Origin of the sequence: Enterobacter sp. MALB-1, from assembly GCF_041021625.1 — a bacterium.
In the GTDB taxonomy this organism is placed as follows: Bacteria; Pseudomonadota; Gammaproteobacteria; order Enterobacterales; family Enterobacteriaceae; genus Enterobacter; species Enterobacter oligotrophicus.
Map to the genome: position 1 here is coordinate 3,169,150 of NZ_JBDPJL010000001.1, position 14,579 is coordinate 3,183,728.

The window sequence follows — 14,579 nt, forward strand, 5'->3', positions numbered from 1 at the left end:
TTTGAATGATTTCAGCGTTTATAAACAAGGAGAAACGGGTATGTATAAGACAATCATTATGCCGGTTGATGTTTTCGAGATGGCGCTGAGCGATAAGGCCGTCCGCCACGCGGAGTTTCTTGCGCAGCAGGACGGGATTATTCATCTTTTACACGTTTTACCAGGCTCCGCCAGTTTGAGTCTCCACCGTTTTGCCGCCGATGTGCGTCGCTTCGAAGAGCATCTGCAGCACGAAGCCGAAACGCGTTTACAGACCATGGTTGAACACTTCAGCATCGACCCTTCACGTATCAAAACCCATGTCAGATTCGGCAGCGTGCGTGATGCCGTTAACGAACTGGCGGGGGAACTGAAAGCGGACGTGGTGGTGATCGGTTCACGTAATCCATCCATTACGACACACCTGCTGGGATCGAACGCATCCAGTGTGATCCGCCACACCCATATTCCGGTGATGGTGGTCAGGTAATCAGTCACCCACAAAAAACCCCGCCTTAGCGGGGTTTTTCTTATCAGTACAGATGACCAATATTGACGATTGTGCTGATCGTATCACCGAAGAAGGTCAGACGACTGAGCGCCACACCCACCAGCAGGATCACGAACACGGCCTTCTGCATCGGCTGGCGCGTCAGCGTTAATACGCATCCAATGGCACAGCACAGCAGGCTTCCCAGGTAGAGGGGCGAACTTAGCCATGCCTGAGCGGTCATTTTCATGATCGTGCCACCGCTCAGCCAGATAAGCGGAGCGGCAATCAGTAGCGCCATCAAAACCACAACACCTGAACGCAGCGCAGCGCCGGAGGATTTCAGCCCAAGCAGCGGCGTGGCTGCACAGCCCATAACCCAGACGGTGGCGAAGAACAGAATCATGGTGATGCCATTCGCTATAGCCTGCATCGCAGGGGCTGCATAGGTCATCCCCTGCACCACCACCAGCAGAACCCCAAACAAGGAGGCCAGCAGCGCAGCGCCTTTATTCCCTTTGGTCAGGAAGGCCAGCCCAATCGTGCCGCCATAAAGCGTCGCGCCCAGGATTTCACGGCTCAGCCAGGCGTGCTTCAGGTTGATCAGCGCATTGTAGGCGTGCTCCGGGTGTGCCAGATGCAGTATCGCCGCAACAGACGCCACGCCCAGGATCAGGCCCGTAATCAGCCAGTAGAGACGATTTCCCTGAATCTCACCGCGCAGCGTGCGCCAGGTCAGCAGCAGCGTCATGCCGACGGACATCTGGCTCAGCACGGTAAAAATAACGAGTGGCAGTTCGTACTTTTCCATTATTTATCCCCCGGCTGTTTTGGCTGACGCGCAAGAATAAAGCGAGTGCCCGGATTCAACTGCGGCATTTTCGGGAAGCCCGGCGGATATTGCACCGCATTGTTTGGCAGCGGATCGGCATCCAGGTCGATAATCGTCAGCGCACCTACCGGACAGGCGTTGACGCAGGCAGGTGCCATCCCCACATCCAGACGCTCATAACACATGCTGCATTTTTCAGCCTTTTGCGTCTCTTCGTTAAAGCGCGGCGCGCCATACGGGCAGTTACGGATACAGTTTTTACAGCCAATGCAGCGTTCCGGGTTATGTACCACCACACCATCATCGCGTTTGGTGTAGGCTTCCACCGGACAGGCCGCCAGACAAGCCGGATTTTCGCAGTGGTTACAGGCCAGCGAGAAGAACGCACGCTCCTCATGCGGGTAAATCTCTTTATCCAGCGGATAGACATAACGCCAGAAACGATCCGGCTCCAGCTGGTTAAAGCTCTTACAGGCCATTGCGCATCCACGGCAGCCGATGCACTTATCACTGTTCACTAAAAATGCGCGTCTCATGCTTCAACTCCTTCATTCGCAATGAGGACAATGTCGACAAACTGACTGTGGATTGCAGCACCCGGCGCGCCGGTCGCCATTTTGCCCATATCCGCTGGCGTATCTTTCACCACGTTCTGCACGTTGTACTTCAGCTTGTTAAACCAGGATTCATACATCACCAGGAAATCTTCCGGCACGTTGGTGGTGATTTTTGCGCGCAGCTCCACGTCACCGGCGTCGTTAAATACCCGCACTTTCGCCAGCTCGCGAATGCCCTTCTTCGCCGCCGCCACCGGGTGAATATAAACAAATGGTTCTGGCCAGAACACCTGCATCCAGTCGAGGTTCACGAACTGGGAGTGAAGACCATACTGAAGGTGCGGCGTAAAGAGATGGAACGGCAGTTCTCCCTCGGCGGCGGGTTTATATTCCGGCAACGCTTTGTGGCCGTTCTCTTCGCACCGTGAGGAGAGGAACTCGTACTTACCTGACGGTGTTTTGAATTTGCGATCGTGCCAGGCTGCGGTGCTGACCATTTTGGCTTTCGCCGGGCCGTCGAGCAGTTCGTCCCATGAGCGGATACCAAACTGCTTCGCCATACCGTCGTTGAACTCAAGATCCAGCCATTTTTTCTGGTCAATCTCTTGCGGGAAAGTACAGGAACCCGGTTCCATTTTGTTGATGGTGCGGGAGAGCAGTACGGCAATATCGAGATCGCTCTTGCACTCATACATTGGCTTGATCGCCGGTTCGTTTATCGAGAGCCAGTAGTGCCAGTACGACGATGAGAGATCCCAGTGCTCAAAGGTGGTGGTCACCGGCAGTACGATGTCCGCGTGTTGTACCGTCTCGTTAAAGAACTGATCGACACACACCACCATCTCCAGCTTGCTGAAGGCCTTTTCCATTTTGTTACGGTCGAAGTCCTGTGCGAACGGGTTCTTACAGGCGACCCACAGCATACGGATTGGCGGATCGTTAGCGTCCAGAATGCTCTGCGCGGTCTGGTTCAGGTTCAGCGCACGGTCGGCGTACTGGCGCTTTTCGCCGCTGTCGCTGACGAACTCGCCCACCGGGCCACCCGCCCCCTCCATGCCCACAGATCCCTCTGGTGGCTTCTGCGTCATCGCGTGATAGTTGTAGCCCCAGGTCTGCAAGTGACCGTAGCGAGCGCCGCCCCCTTCCACACCGATGTTGCCGGTCATGGCGACAAATGCATCGATTGCGCGCACATTCGCGCCACCGTTAACGTGACGCTGCATGCCATAACCAATCCAGACGGTGGCAGGCTTCACGGCGGTAAATTCTTCTGCCAGTTGACGAATCACATCGGCGGAAAGACCACAGATCTCAGACGCCCACTCCACCGTAATGTTATTACGCAGATATTGCTCAAACTCCGGGTAACCGTGAGCAAAGTTGTTTACAAAATCCTGATCGACGCGGCCAATATCCAGCAGATGGCGCGCCATGCCCAGCGCCAGCGCACCGTCAGAACCAGGGCGAACGCGCAGATAGAGATCGGCTTTTGCGGCAGTTTGCGAGAACAGTGGGTCAATCACCACCACCTTCGCCCCTTTCTCACGCGCCTGGTAGATGTACTTCATGGAGTGCATGGAGCACCACGCCGGGTTCGCCCCCCAGAGAATGATGTATTTGGCTTTCACCATGTCTTCCGGGTCGTTACACCACATGTCACCCATGTCGTAATGCTGTGCGTCGATCCCCGCAGGCCAGCATGGCGTACCCGCAAAGCGCGTGGTGTAGCCCAGAGAGGACATCATCCCCTCAACGGCATAACTCATTACGCCGAGGTTACCGGAGTATTTCGACAGCGCGAGACCAAGCATGGAACCGTCTTTCTTTTTGATCTCCAGCATCTTGCTGGCTATCTTCTGCATGGCTTCATCCCACGAGACGCGACGCCATTTGCCGCTGCCACGTCCATCCTGAATCATCGGATACTTGATACGATCCGGGGAGTAAACGCGACGCGGATAGGTCAGCCCTTTCACGCAAGGCGCGCCGTGGGTGTAGGTCGATTCGCTAGCCCCGTCAACGAAGGTGATAACGTCATCTTTCACCCAGGTCTTTAAGCTGCAGGTGTCGTAGCAGTTACGCGGACAGGCGTTACGGAAAATTTTGTAGGTTTTTGGGTTAAACGGAATGGGCGGTTGCGCCAGCGCGCAGCGGGAGGAGAGTAATCCACCCGGTAACGCGGCAACTGCGCCCAACGCAATCAGACCTTTTAAAAAGGAGCGTCTGTTCAGTTGTCCAGTATCATTGCTCATAATATTACTCTCGCTTTTAATTCATCAAACCAATTAGTCAATAGCAATGCGATATGTTTAATTGCAGATGTTTTCGCGTTATTGTTTATTTTCTCGATAAATGCGGGCAGCCATAATTCAAGATGGCCACATACAAATCGGTTAAGCGCATCGTGGTACTGCGGTGATTTTCGGGCACAGGCGGAGAGCATCACGACCAGTTCCAGCTCAAAACTGATATGGTCATCCGGAATACGGTTTTCTTCGCTGACGAAAAGCCCAACACTGTGCAAAAACTCACGGACGCCAAGGGTTGTGGCCCCCATCAACAGCGGCTCATCGTCAAGGTAAACCGAGGCATAAGGCGCAGCCAGGGGTGCCATCGGGCCCAGAAACAGCGCGCTGAAGTCATACTCCATATCCAGCCAGGCGGCCTCGAGCCACTTTCCACTCTCCGGGTATAACTGGCCTGCTGCGCGTTGTCGCGAGGTCATGTCTTCCGCATTAAAAAAATCGCGAAAGGCTAATCCCGTTAATTCAAATGATGACAATGTGTCATATATTGAAGCTGTAAATACATTCGTATCATTCATATAAAATATAAATAATTATCTGCGAAAAAAAATCTGGCAGATATTATCAGCACATGCATTTATTTCTTTGATCAAAGCAGGCAGTCACTTTCGGAAGAGAAAGAATCGAGAGTAAAATAAGCGTAAAAAAAAAGCCGCCCCATGATGAGGCGGCTGTGCAGGTGTAGTCTTACTTTCTTTTATTATGCTGTTTTGGTGCGAATCAGATAATCAAACGAACTCAGCGATGCTTTCGCCCCCTCACCGGTGGCAATGATGATCTGTTTGTACGGAACGGTGGTGCAGTCACCCGCCGCAAACACACCTTTCACGCTGGTTTCGCATTTGGCGTCAATGATGATTTCGCCCATACGGTTGCGCTCGATCGCGCCTTCCAGCCAGGTGGTGTTTGGCAGCAGGCCAATCTGAACGAAAATTCCCGCCAGCGCCACGCTGTGAACATCGCCACTCACGCGGTCACGGTATTCCAGACCCGTCACTTTGCTGCCGTCGCCCTTCACTTCCGTCGTCTGCGCATTCAACACGATGTCGACGTTTTTCAGGCTACGGACTTTATCCTGCAGCACCTGGTCCGCTTTCATTTCAGGGGCGAACTCCAGCAGGGTAACGTGTTCAACAATACCCGCCAGGTCGATAGCCGCTTCCACACCGGAGTTACCGCCGCCGATGACCGCCACACGTTTGCCTTTGAACAGCGGGCCGTCGCAGTGCGGGCAGTAGGTCACGCCTTTGGTACGATACTGATCTTCACCCGGCACGTTCATATTGCGCCATTTAGCACCGGTGGCAATGATAATGCTGCGTGCTTTCAGCACCGCGCCAGACGCGGTTTCAATCTGGTGTAAACCACCTTCTACCGCGGCAGGAACCAGCTTGCTGGCACTCTGGCTATCAATGACATCCACATCGTAATCGCTGACGTGGGCCTTCAGTGCGCCCGCCAGTTTCTGGCCTTCGGTTTTCGGCACGGAAATGTAGTTTTCGATATCCACGGTATCCAGTACCTGACCACCAAAGCGTTCGCCCATCAGACCGGTACGAATCCCTTTACGGGCAGAATACACTGCAGCCGCTGCGCCCGCCGGGCCGGAACCCACAATCAGCACATCATAGGCATCGCGTTTGTTCAGCGCTTCTGCCGCACGTTTTTCCGCGCCAGTATCCACTTTTGCCACGATTTCGGTCAGCGTCATACGCCCCTGGCCGAACTCCTGACCGTTCATATAGACCGCCGGAACCCCCATCACGTTGCGATCGGTGATTTCGTTCTGGAACGTGCCACCGTCAATCGCCGTGTGTTTAATGCGCGGGTTCAGCACCGACATCAGGTTCAGCGCCTGCACCACGTCCGGGCAGTTGTGGCAGGAGAGTGAGTAATAGGTTTCAAACTCAAAATCACCGTCGATATCGCGGATCTGCTCCAGCAACTCCTGCGCCTCTTTTGACGGATGACCACCGGTCCACAGCAGGGCCAGCACCAGTGATGTAAATTCATGCCCCAGCGGAGAACCCGCGAAGCGTGGCCCCTGGTCAGAACCAGGATTGGTGATCAGGAAGGATGGCTTACGCACTGGCAGCGCGTTATCTTCTTTGAAGGTCACCTTCGGTGACAGCTCGGCGATCTCTGCCAGCAGTTCCTTGATTTCTGCCGATTTCGCGCTGTCGTCCAGCGTGGCAATCAGCTCAACAGGTTTGGTCAGTTTCTCAAGGTAGGCCTTGAGCTGGGTTTTCATGTTTGTGTCGAGCATTGTTCTTCCCTCTCTAAAAACGTCATCATGCAAGCTGCCTTATACGGGCGGCCTGAATGCAACTTGCATCATGGTGCTGGAATGAAATGGGCGCGGGTGCGCCCATTGATTGTCGGGTGGCACTTCGTTTACCCGACCTAAGATACTGTAGGCCTGTGCAAGCGCAGCGCCACCAGGCTTTACAGACTTAGATCTTGCCAACCAGGTCCAGAGATGGAGCCAGAGTCGCTTCGCCTTCTTTCCATTTCGCCGGGCAGACTTCGCCTGGGTGAGAAGCAACATACTGAGCGGCTTTCACTTTGCGCAGCAGGTCAGAAGCATCACGGCCGATACCTTCAGCGGTAACTTCGATAGCCTGGATAATACCCTGCGGGTCAACAACGAAGGTGGCGCGGTCGGCCAGGCCTTCATCTTCACGCATATTGTCGAAGTTACGGGTCAGGGCGCCAGTCGGGTCGCCGATCATCGCGTATTTGATTTTCGCAATGGTTTCAGAGCTGCTGTGCCACGCTTTGTGGGTGAAGTGGGTGTCAGTAGACACAGAGTAAACGTCTACGCCCAGTTTCTGCAGTTCATCGTAGTGATCTGCCACGTCGCCCAGTTCAGTCGGGCAAACAAAGGTGAAGTCAGCCGGATAGAAGAAGAAGACGCTCCAGCGGCCTTCGGTATCTTTCTCGGTGACTTCGATGAATTCACCGTTTTTGAACGCCTGGTTTTTGAAAGGTTTAATTTTGGTGTTAATCAAAGACATCTGTACTTCCTCCGTGTTTTCGTTGAGATGTAAGGTAACCAACTTTGCTCGTCGGGGCTAATGTGTTTGCTGTATCAAATCAATCAGCCATACCTAACAACTTAAACAAGACAGCATGGTGAACCTTGTGAAGAGGCCCCTAAAGTAAAAAGGCCGCCTCACCGGGCGGCCCTGATACCTGAACTCCCCGCAGGTACATTCAGTGCCAGCCGAAGCTGGCGTTGCGTTGCGCTCTACATACCTTTATATCAAGGTCGTAACAGCGCATTGATTACAACACTGGTGAAAGCTCAGGGCAATCCATCCTGCAGGCGTTCCTGCCTATGGCTGTGATAGGTTTTGTCGAATATACTTTCCTTTTACCGAAAATTATTTTCACCCCCATTAATGAGAATGAATAGCAACAAACTCCGGAAAGGTATCCTGGGATATAATTTGAAATAATAATATCTCAAGCAAATGTATTCATCATAATTAGTAGATACGAAAAACATATAAATTTTCAAAGATAAAAATATCTTAAAGACCCATGAAGTTCTATTTCATTTATCCAGCGTCATGATATATTAAGCTGGTATTCAAAGCAGTTTAAGTAAGTTAACTACACGGATTGTAAATGGTTAGCTTCGAACTATAGTTATCAATTATGAGATAACCACCATAAACACAGCTCACTCAGGATGAAGTATGGCAAACCTCTATGACCTTAAAAAATTTGATCTCAATCTGCTGGTTATTTTTGAATGCATTTACCAGCATCTCAGCATCAGCAGAGCAGCAGAAACGCTCTATATCACTCCGTCAGCGGTTAGCCAGTCCTTGCAGCGTCTGCGTACACAACTCAATGACCCGCTGTTTATACGCTCAGGTAAGGGAATCACACCAACAACAGTGGGTGCGAACTTACACCAACATCTGGAAAAAAATCTCAATCAGCTAGAGCAAACCATTAACATTATGAATGGTTCAGAGCTTAAGAAAAGTTTTGTTATCTACTGTCCGCAGATCATCATCCAGGGGCGCTTGTCCGGACTGCTGGAACATTTACTGACAGAAGAAAACTATCAGGTAGATCAATACGATGTGGTACTGGCACCCGAAACCGCTGAAGATTTACTGGCCTACCGTAAAGCGGATCTGATTGTTACCCTCGCCCCCATCAATAACCGCTCGGTGATTTGTCGTCCGTACTTCAAGTTCCCTGTGCTTTTAGTCGCCCGTAATGAGCACTCCCGCCTTAACGATCACATCACTTATGAAGGGCTGGTTGAGGAGAAATTCGCCCAACTCCGTAGCCAGGAAAATGGCATAAAAGAGTATCGTGCGCAGACTGAGCTTCTCTTCCCGGAGAGGAACATTGCCTTTCGCGGTGACTCATTTATTTCCATACTAAATATTATTAGCACGACTGATTTAATAGGAACTGTACCTGCCCCGATTTTTGAACAATATAAAAAAGTATTAAATCTGAAGAGTATAACCATGCCGTTTGAATTACCCGACATGGATGCCTATATGCTGTACAACCGCTCTGCACTGAACAGCCACGTGTTTTCTCACTTCATTGATAAAATAGACGAAGAATAAATTCCGGGGGTTGCTTAAATGTTGAACATCGCATTTAAGCAACACCGCAGCTATTAGAGTCAGGAATGATTTATCGTTTTAATCTTCAAGCAATTACGTTACTATCAATCTCTATTTGGTGTAAAAAAGATTCCGGACATTCATCCTCAAGAAGAGATTGAACATGTCACTCTATAAATATCCCCTTTCCTGTAATGTGCTTGAAGCCGCGCAAGAGCGAATCGAATGGACACTCGCGAATTTCTCTCGCGTCTGCGTTTCCTTTTCCGGGGGCAAAGATTCCACCATTATGTTGCATCTCACCGCGCAACGGGCACGTGCGCAACATAAAAAGTTCAGCGTACTGTTTATTGACTGGGAAGCACAATTTTCCTGTACCATTGAGCACGTCAATAAAATGTACGCACAATATCAGGACGTGATTGACCACTTTTATTGGGTTGCACTGCCGCTCACCACGCAAAATTCGCTTTCACAATACCAGCCTGAATGGCAATGCTGGGAACCTGGCAAAACATGGGTTCGTCAGCCACCTGAATGGGCGATTACCGTTACTGATTACTTTGATTTCTACCAGCCCGGCATGACATTCGAAGCATTTGTACGTTCATTCTCAGACTGGTTTGCGCAGAAGCGTCCCGCCGCAGTCATGATCGGTATCCGTGCCGATGAATCCTACAATCGTTTTCTCACTATCGCGAATGAACGCAAACAGCGTTTTGCCGACGATAAACCCTGGACGACCGTCGCACCAGGCGGGCATGCCTGGTACATCTATCCAATGTACGACTGGAAAACGGCCGATATCTGGACATGGTTCGCCAGGAGTGGCTGTTGCTATAACCCTCTCTACGACCTGATGTATCAGGCGGGCGTTCCGCCGCGCTATATGCGCATCTGTGAACCGTTTGGCCCGGAGCAGCGTCAGGGATTATGGCTCTATCACGTGGTAGAGCCAGAACGCTGGGCGGCCATGTGCGAAAGGGTCAGCGGCGTGCGCAGCGGAGGGATATACGCGGGTCACAATAACCACTTCTACGGACACCGCAAACTTCTTAAGCCCGATCATCTTTGCTGGCAAGAATACGCGATGTTCTTACTCGACAGCATGCCGCAGCAAACGGCGGAACATTACCGCAATAAAATTGCGATCTATCTGCACTGGTATCAAAAAAGAGGGATGGCCGACATCCCGGAGACCCAGGAAGGCGATATCGGCTCCAGAGATATTCCCTCCTGGAGGCGCATATGTAAGGTACTTCTTAATAATGACTACTGGTGCCGCGCGCTCTCTTTTAGCCCCACTAAACCAAAACATTACCAGCGCTACAGTGAACGAATGAAGACCAAACGACAGGAGTGGGGGCTCTTATGCAACAACGATTGATAAAAGAAATAAATAGCTATCTCGGATCGCTCACTGAAAATGAGCGAATTGAAGCCATCAACACTTTTCGTCAGGCTATTCATGAAAACAGCCCTTTTCGGGAACAGCCTGTCGACTGCGTACTCTGGATTAAGCAGGACGATATCATTGCCAACGACTACAACCCCAATAATGTCGCCCCGCCGGAAAAACGGCTGCTCAGCAAGTCGCTTGAGCTGGATGGTTTCACGCAGCCCATTGTAGTGACCGAAAACGAACCACAACATTATGAAATTGTTGATGGTTTTCATCGCCACGAAATTGGCTCAAACCGCGCCGTGTTAAAGCGTCAGCTTAAAGGATATTTGCCGGTTACCTGCCTGCGCAAGGAACGTCAGCAAAAGGTCGACAGGATGGCCGCCACGATTCGCCACAACCGCGCGCGTGGTCGACACCAGATTAACGCCATGTCTGAAATCGTGCGTGAGCTGGTGTTACTCGGCTGGGATAACGAGAAAATTGGCAAGGAGCTTGGCATGGACAGCGACGAAGTGCTGCGACTTAAGCAAATCAACGGCCTGCTGGAGCTGTTTGCAAACCGTCGTTATTCAGAAGCCTGGACAGTGAAGTAATCAGAGTAAATTCAGTCGCTCTGCCGCCGCCAGTAGCGTCGATTCCTGTTTCGCAAAGCAAAGGCGAATCAGCTTATGCGGGAAAGGATCGGCGCAGAACACAGACAGCGGTATAGCGGCCACACCGATCTCTTTTGTCAGCCACTGGCAGAAACTCACATCATCCAGGTCCGAAATCGCACTGTAGTCCGCCAGCAGGAAGTACGTGCCCTCACAGGGCAAAATCTCCAGACGGCTCTGGCTCAGTGCATCCACAAACAGATCGCGACGAGCCCGGTAAAACGCAGGCAATTCACGGTAGTGCTCCGGCTCGGCGCGCAGCATATCCGCCAGCGCCAGTTGGGCAGGCGTATTCACCGCAAACGTCAGGTATTGATGCACCTTACGCAGTTCCGCGCTTATCGTCGCGGGAGCCACGCAATAACCCACTTTCCAGCCAGTCATATGGTAGGTTTTGCCAAACGACGAAACGGCTATGGCGCGCTCGCGTAGCTGCGGATGTGCCAGAACGCTCACATGCCCCTCTTCGGCAAAACAGATATGCTCATAGACTTCATCACTCAGAACATAGATTTCACGATCGGCAATGGCCTGCCACAGGGCAGCGAAATCCGCGTTTTGCCACACGGTGGCGGATGGATTGTGTGGCGTGTTGAGGATCACCAGGCGGGTTTTGTCGCTCAGCAGCGCAGAAAACGCCTGCCAGTCCGGGCGGAAATGCGGTGGCTGCAGCGCCACACGCTTCACCACACCGCCGGAAAGTTCAATCGCAGGTGCGTAGCTGTCGTAGCTTGGGTCGAAGCAGATCACTTCATCACCCGTGCGCACCAGCGCAGTAATCGCCGCATACAGCGCCTCGGTCGCACCGGCCGTTACCGTAATGTCGCTGTTCGCGTCTGGCTTATAGCCATATAACTCCGCCGTTTTATCCGCAATGGCTTCCCGCAGCGCCTGCACGCCCGTCATCGGCGCATACTGGTTCGCCCCCTGCGCGACATGATACGCAAGACGTTCCTGCAAATATGTCGGGCCATCAAAATCCGGAAACCCCTGCGAGAGGTTAATGGCATTGTGCTGCTGCGCCAGGGCACTCATCTGCGTAAAGATGGTGGTGCCGAGGTTGGGAAGTTTACTTTGCGGAATCAATGCGTTGTTGCTCATTGTGTTGTGCCTGCTTGTAATACTTATGTTGCTGACACTATAACACGATGTTAGTCTTTGGCAATCAAGACGCTTAGACGTCTAAACCATATCAATATTCCTGCCTGACCGGGAGGGCAAAAGGAAATGACAGACAACCTGCAACTCACACACCTGATCGACGCCTGCCGCTGGATTGGCGCTAAAGGATGGGCCCCGGCCACCGGCGGCAATATGTCGGTGCGTCAGGACGAACACCTCTGCTGGCTCAGTGAATCCGGCAAGGATAAAGGCAGCCTCACAACCAATGATTTTCTGCAGGTGGAGATCGCCACCAACCGCGCGCCGTCTGGCCGCAAACCGTCGGCCGAAACGGGCCTGCATACGTTGATCTATCGCCTGTTTCCGGAAGCCAACGCCGTCCTGCACGTTCACACCGTCAACGCTACGGTGTTATCCCGTCTGGTCAAAGAAGCCGAACTGAAAATTAGCGGCTTCGAGATGCAGAAATCCCTCGCCGGGCAGACCACGCATCTGGATACGGTCGCCATCCCGGTGTTTGATAACGACCAGGATATCGATGCCCTCGCCTCGCGCATCGCCCATTACGCGCAGGAACGGCCGCTTAATTATGGTTTTCTTCTGCGCGGTCATGGCTTAACCTGCTGGGGACGCGATGTGGCAGAAGCCCGCCGTCACCTGGAAGGGTTAGAATTCTTATTTGAATGCGAAATGCGTTTACGACAACTGGAGAGAATATGATTCGCGCAATTGTGACGGATATTGAAGGGACGACCAGCGATATCCGTTTTGTCCATGATGTTTTGTTCCCTTACGCGCGTGAGCGACTGGCGGCCTTTGTGACCGCCCAGCAGTACGCCGAGCCGGTCAAATCAATCCTGGACAACCTGCGCGATGAAACTGGCAATCCCCACGCCAGCATCAATGCGCTTATCGACACGCTGTTCGCCTTTATGGATGAGGACCGCAAATCGACCGCGCTGAAAGCCCTGCAGGGCATCATCTGGCAGGATGGCTACGTCAACGGCGACTTTACCGGCCATCTTTACCCGGACGTCCTGCCTGCGCTGGAAAAATGGAAGGCACAAGGCATTGATCTCTATGTTTATTCCTCTGGCTCCGTTGCTGCGCAGAAACTGTTATTTGGCTACAGCGACGAAGGTGATATTACTCATCTGTTCAGCGGTTATTTTGATACGCACATCGGTGCCAAGCGCGAGGTGCACTCTTATCAGAACATTGCGGCACACACGGGCATTGCCCCGTCGCAGATCCTGTTCCTGTCGGATGTTCATCAGGAGCTGGACGCCGCTGAGCAGGCAGGTTTTCGCACCCTGCAGCTGATTCGTGGTGATGAAGATGGCACCAGCCACCATCATCAGGTCCACCAGTTCGACGAGATTAACCCGGAGCAGATCCCTTCATGAGCGCATTAACCATTTATTCCGACAAAGACGCCAGCCAGCCACAGTGGCACAGCACCGACGCCGCCGAGATCGCCCAACAGCTCAATGCCAAAGAGGTGCGTTTTGAACGCTGGGCGGCGGATCGTGATTTAGGCCGCGATCCCGCACCTGAAGCGGTGATCGAGGCTTATCAGCATGCGATCGACAAGCTGGTGGCGGAGAAAGGCTATCAGAGCTGGGACGTGATCAGCCTGCGCGCCGACAATCCGCAGAAAGAGGCGCTGCGCGCAAAATTTCTGAACGAGCACACTCACGGCGAAGATGAAGTCCGTTTCTTCGTTGAGGGGGCGGGACTGTTTTGCCTGCATATTGGCGATGAGGTGTATCAGGTTCTGTGCGAGAAAAACGACCTGATCTCTGTGCCCGCAGGCACGCCGCACTGGTTTGACATGGGTTCAGAGCCGAACTTTACGGCGATTCGTATTTTCGATAACCCGGAAGGCTGGATTGCGCAGTTTACCGGGGATGCGATTGCGGATGCGTATCCGAGGCTGGCATGATGTTTTCTCCCTCTCCCACAGGGAGAGGGCCGGAGCGAGGGGAACGAGCCGCACAGCACGTTCCTTTATCCGACCATTCGTTAAATACTCCCAATAATCCTCTGTATGTCCGCACCCACGAGTTTCGCCAAATGCACAAACTCCACCACATCCAACCTTCGTTCACCGTTTTCAACTTTGGCGATGAATGATTGCGGTTTGCCCAACGCCTCCGCAAGCTGCGCCTGAGTGATCCCACGCTCTTTACGGGCTTTTTTCAACGCATTGATAACACTCTGGTATTCAGCTGAGTAGACAGAAGCCATTGTTCCGATTCCATACAAATATCCTGAAATCGAATATCCTCCCATTGCGTTTTTATCCCAAAACTGGATAACTGTACTTGTAACGAAAACCTGTAAGGAGGACACAATGCGTCATCAGAACTGGCATCCTGCCGATATCATTGCCGCATTAAAGAAACATGGGACAAGCCTGGCGGCGTTGTCCCGTAAGGCTGGACTATCTTCATCCACACTGGCAAACGCACTATCACGCCCGTGGCCTAAAGGAGAATTGCTTATTGCTCAGGCGCTGAACATTCCACCAGATGAGATATGGCCTGAAAGATATTTTGATGAAAAAGGCGAGCCGATATTCCGTCAGATGAGGACAACCAAAAAGAGAAAAATCTCTACGACATGATC

At 52.3% G+C, this 14,579-nt stretch carries 16 protein-coding genes; 8 read left to right on the forward strand and 8 right to left on the reverse strand.

Annotation, left to right across the window (positions count from 1 at the left end):
* The first annotated feature begins 40 nt into the window (after positions 1–40).
* A complete protein-coding gene (uspG, locus tag ABGB15_RS15190; protein WP_152083827.1) occupies positions 41–469 on the forward strand; it encodes a universal stress protein UspG in 429 nt (142 codons plus the stop codon).
* Positions 470–512: 43 nt separating this feature from the next.
* Here the strand turns inward: uspG and ABGB15_RS15195 are convergent, their stop codons facing one another.
* The 6 genes from ABGB15_RS15195 to ahpC all read right to left on the reverse strand — a co-directional run bounded on the left by ABGB15_RS15195 (position 513) and on the right by ahpC (position 7,181).
* A complete protein-coding gene (locus ABGB15_RS15195; RefSeq protein WP_152083826.1) occupies positions 513–1,280 on the reverse strand; it encodes a DmsC/YnfH family molybdoenzyme membrane anchor subunit in 768 nt (255 codons plus the stop codon).
* Complete coding sequence (locus ABGB15_RS15200) at positions 1,280–1,837, reverse strand: 4Fe-4S dicluster domain-containing protein (RefSeq protein WP_152083825.1); 558 nt, start codon at positions 1,835–1,837, stop codon at positions 1,280–1,282. Before ABGB15_RS15200 ends, ABGB15_RS15195 begins: the two co-directional genes overlap by 1 nt.
* Positions 1,834–4,110 (reverse strand): molybdopterin-dependent oxidoreductase, encoded by a 2,277-nt coding sequence (locus tag ABGB15_RS15205; protein ID WP_215722832.1) that lies wholly within the window; start codon positions 4,108–4,110, stop codon positions 1,834–1,836. The genes ABGB15_RS15200 and ABGB15_RS15205 overlap by 4 nt, the downstream gene beginning before the upstream one ends.
* The gene (locus tag ABGB15_RS15210; protein WP_215722831.1) at positions 4,107–4,682 is read right to left on the reverse strand and encodes a molecular chaperone; all 576 of its coding nucleotides are present in this window, start codon (positions 4,680–4,682) and stop codon (positions 4,107–4,109) included. Before ABGB15_RS15210 ends, ABGB15_RS15205 begins: the two co-directional genes overlap by 4 nt.
* A 182-nt stretch (positions 4,683–4,864) precedes the next feature.
* Positions 4,865–6,430: an alkyl hydroperoxide reductase subunit F gene (gene ahpF / locus ABGB15_RS15215; protein WP_152083822.1), complete on the reverse strand. Its 1,566-nt coding sequence runs from the start codon at positions 6,428–6,430 to the stop codon at positions 4,865–4,867.
* Between the two features lie 187 nt (positions 6,431–6,617).
* The gene (gene ahpC / locus ABGB15_RS15220) at positions 6,618–7,181 is read right to left on the reverse strand and encodes an alkyl hydroperoxide reductase subunit C (RefSeq protein WP_008501015.1); all 564 of its coding nucleotides are present in this window, start codon (positions 7,179–7,181) and stop codon (positions 6,618–6,620) included.
* 687 nt (positions 7,182–7,868) lie between these two features.
* On the opposite strand from ahpC, the gene ABGB15_RS15225 reads away from it, so the two are divergent.
* The 3 genes from ABGB15_RS15225 (at position 7,869) to ABGB15_RS15235 (ending at position 10,766) form a co-directional block, all read left to right on the forward strand.
* Positions 7,869–8,768 carry a LysR family transcriptional regulator gene (locus tag ABGB15_RS15225; RefSeq protein ID WP_152083821.1) on the forward strand — a complete coding sequence of 300 codons (900 nt, stop codon included), beginning with the start codon at positions 7,869–7,871 and terminating at the stop codon, positions 8,766–8,768.
* Between the two features lie 163 nt (positions 8,769–8,931).
* Positions 8,932–10,155, forward strand: coding sequence for a phosphoadenosine phosphosulfate reductase (locus tag ABGB15_RS15230; protein ID WP_152083820.1), 1,224 nt, complete (start codon positions 8,932–8,934; stop codon positions 10,153–10,155).
* Positions 10,140–10,766: a ParB/RepB/Spo0J family partition protein gene (locus ABGB15_RS15235; protein ID WP_215722830.1), complete on the forward strand. Its 627-nt coding sequence runs from the start codon at positions 10,140–10,142 to the stop codon at positions 10,764–10,766. The genes ABGB15_RS15230 and ABGB15_RS15235 overlap by 16 nt, the downstream gene beginning before the upstream one ends.
* Here the strand turns inward: ABGB15_RS15235 and ABGB15_RS15240 are convergent, their stop codons facing one another.
* Positions 10,767–11,927, reverse strand: coding sequence for a pyridoxal phosphate-dependent aminotransferase (locus tag ABGB15_RS15240; RefSeq protein ID WP_215722829.1), 1,161 nt, complete (start codon positions 11,925–11,927; stop codon positions 10,767–10,769).
* A 126-nt stretch (positions 11,928–12,053) separates the two neighbouring features.
* Here ABGB15_RS15240 and ABGB15_RS15245 point away from each other — a divergent pair, with 126 nt between their 5' ends.
* From ABGB15_RS15245 to ABGB15_RS15255, 3 genes are read left to right on the forward strand one after another with little or no spacing between them, the layout of a single operon-like run.
* Positions 12,054–12,668: a methylthioribulose 1-phosphate dehydratase gene (locus ABGB15_RS15245; RefSeq protein ID WP_215722828.1), complete on the forward strand. Its 615-nt coding sequence runs from the start codon at positions 12,054–12,056 to the stop codon at positions 12,666–12,668.
* Positions 12,665–13,354, forward strand: coding sequence for an acireductone synthase (mtnC, locus tag ABGB15_RS15250; protein WP_152083816.1), 690 nt, complete (start codon positions 12,665–12,667; stop codon positions 13,352–13,354). The genes ABGB15_RS15245 and mtnC overlap by 4 nt, the downstream gene beginning before the upstream one ends.
* The gene (locus ABGB15_RS15255) at positions 13,351–13,893 is read left to right on the forward strand and encodes an acireductone dioxygenase (protein ID WP_215722827.1); all 543 of its coding nucleotides are present in this window, start codon (positions 13,351–13,353) and stop codon (positions 13,891–13,893) included. The genes mtnC and ABGB15_RS15255 overlap by 4 nt, the downstream gene beginning before the upstream one ends.
* Before the next feature lie 80 nt (positions 13,894–13,973).
* Here the strand turns inward: ABGB15_RS15255 and ABGB15_RS15260 are convergent, their stop codons facing one another.
* Positions 13,974–14,198 (reverse strand): helix-turn-helix transcriptional regulator, encoded by a 225-nt coding sequence (locus tag ABGB15_RS15260; protein WP_152083814.1) that lies wholly within the window; start codon positions 14,196–14,198, stop codon positions 13,974–13,976.
* A 106-nt stretch (positions 14,199–14,304) separates the two neighbouring features.
* Here ABGB15_RS15260 and ABGB15_RS15265 point away from each other — a divergent pair, with 106 nt between their 5' ends.
* A complete protein-coding gene (locus ABGB15_RS15265) occupies positions 14,305–14,577 on the forward strand; it encodes a helix-turn-helix transcriptional regulator (RefSeq protein ID WP_152083813.1) in 273 nt (90 codons plus the stop codon).
* Positions 14,578–14,579 lie beyond the last annotated feature (2 nt).

What these genes read in the sequence shown, in the direction of transcription:
- ahpC (WP_008501015.1), bottom strand. Translation starts at nt 7,181, where the DNA reads ATGTCTTTGATTAACACCAAAATTAAACCTTTCAAAAACCAGGCGTTC.
- ABGB15_RS15210 (WP_215722831.1), bottom strand. Translation starts at nt 4,682, where the DNA reads ATGAATGATACGAATGTATTTACAGCTTCAATATATGACACATTGTCA.
- mtnC (WP_152083816.1), top strand. Translation starts at nt 12,665, where the DNA reads ATGATTCGCGCAATTGTGACGGATATTGAAGGGACGACCAGCGATATC.
- ABGB15_RS15225 (WP_152083821.1), top strand. Translation starts at nt 7,869, where the DNA reads ATGGCAAACCTCTATGACCTTAAAAAATTTGATCTCAATCTGCTGGTT.
- ABGB15_RS15205 (WP_215722832.1), bottom strand. Translation starts at nt 4,110, where the DNA reads ATGAGCAATGATACTGGACAACTGAACAGACGCTCCTTTTTAAAAGGT.
- ABGB15_RS15200 (WP_152083825.1), bottom strand. Translation starts at nt 1,837, where the DNA reads ATGAGACGCGCATTTTTAGTGAACAGTGATAAGTGCATCGGCTGCCGT.
- uspG (WP_152083827.1), top strand. Translation starts at nt 41, where the DNA reads ATGTATAAGACAATCATTATGCCGGTTGATGTTTTCGAGATGGCGCTG.
- ABGB15_RS15260 (WP_152083814.1), bottom strand. Translation starts at nt 14,198, where the DNA reads ATGGCTTCTGTCTACTCAGCTGAATACCAGAGTGTTATCAATGCGTTG.
- ahpF (WP_152083822.1), bottom strand. Translation starts at nt 6,430, where the DNA reads ATGCTCGACACAAACATGAAAACCCAGCTCAAGGCCTACCTTGAGAAA.
- ABGB15_RS15255 (WP_215722827.1), top strand. Translation starts at nt 13,351, where the DNA reads ATGAGCGCATTAACCATTTATTCCGACAAAGACGCCAGCCAGCCACAG.
- ABGB15_RS15230 (WP_152083820.1), top strand. Translation starts at nt 8,932, where the DNA reads ATGTCACTCTATAAATATCCCCTTTCCTGTAATGTGCTTGAAGCCGCG.
- ABGB15_RS15265 (WP_152083813.1), top strand. Translation starts at nt 14,305, where the DNA reads ATGCGTCATCAGAACTGGCATCCTGCCGATATCATTGCCGCATTAAAG.
- ABGB15_RS15235 (WP_215722830.1), top strand. Translation starts at nt 10,140, where the DNA reads ATGCAACAACGATTGATAAAAGAAATAAATAGCTATCTCGGATCGCTC.
- ABGB15_RS15240 (WP_215722829.1), bottom strand. Translation starts at nt 11,927, where the DNA reads ATGAGCAACAACGCATTGATTCCGCAAAGTAAACTTCCCAACCTCGGC.
- ABGB15_RS15195 (WP_152083826.1), bottom strand. Translation starts at nt 1,280, where the DNA reads ATGGAAAAGTACGAACTGCCACTCGTTATTTTTACCGTGCTGAGCCAG.
- ABGB15_RS15245 (WP_215722828.1), top strand. Translation starts at nt 12,054, where the DNA reads ATGACAGACAACCTGCAACTCACACACCTGATCGACGCCTGCCGCTGG.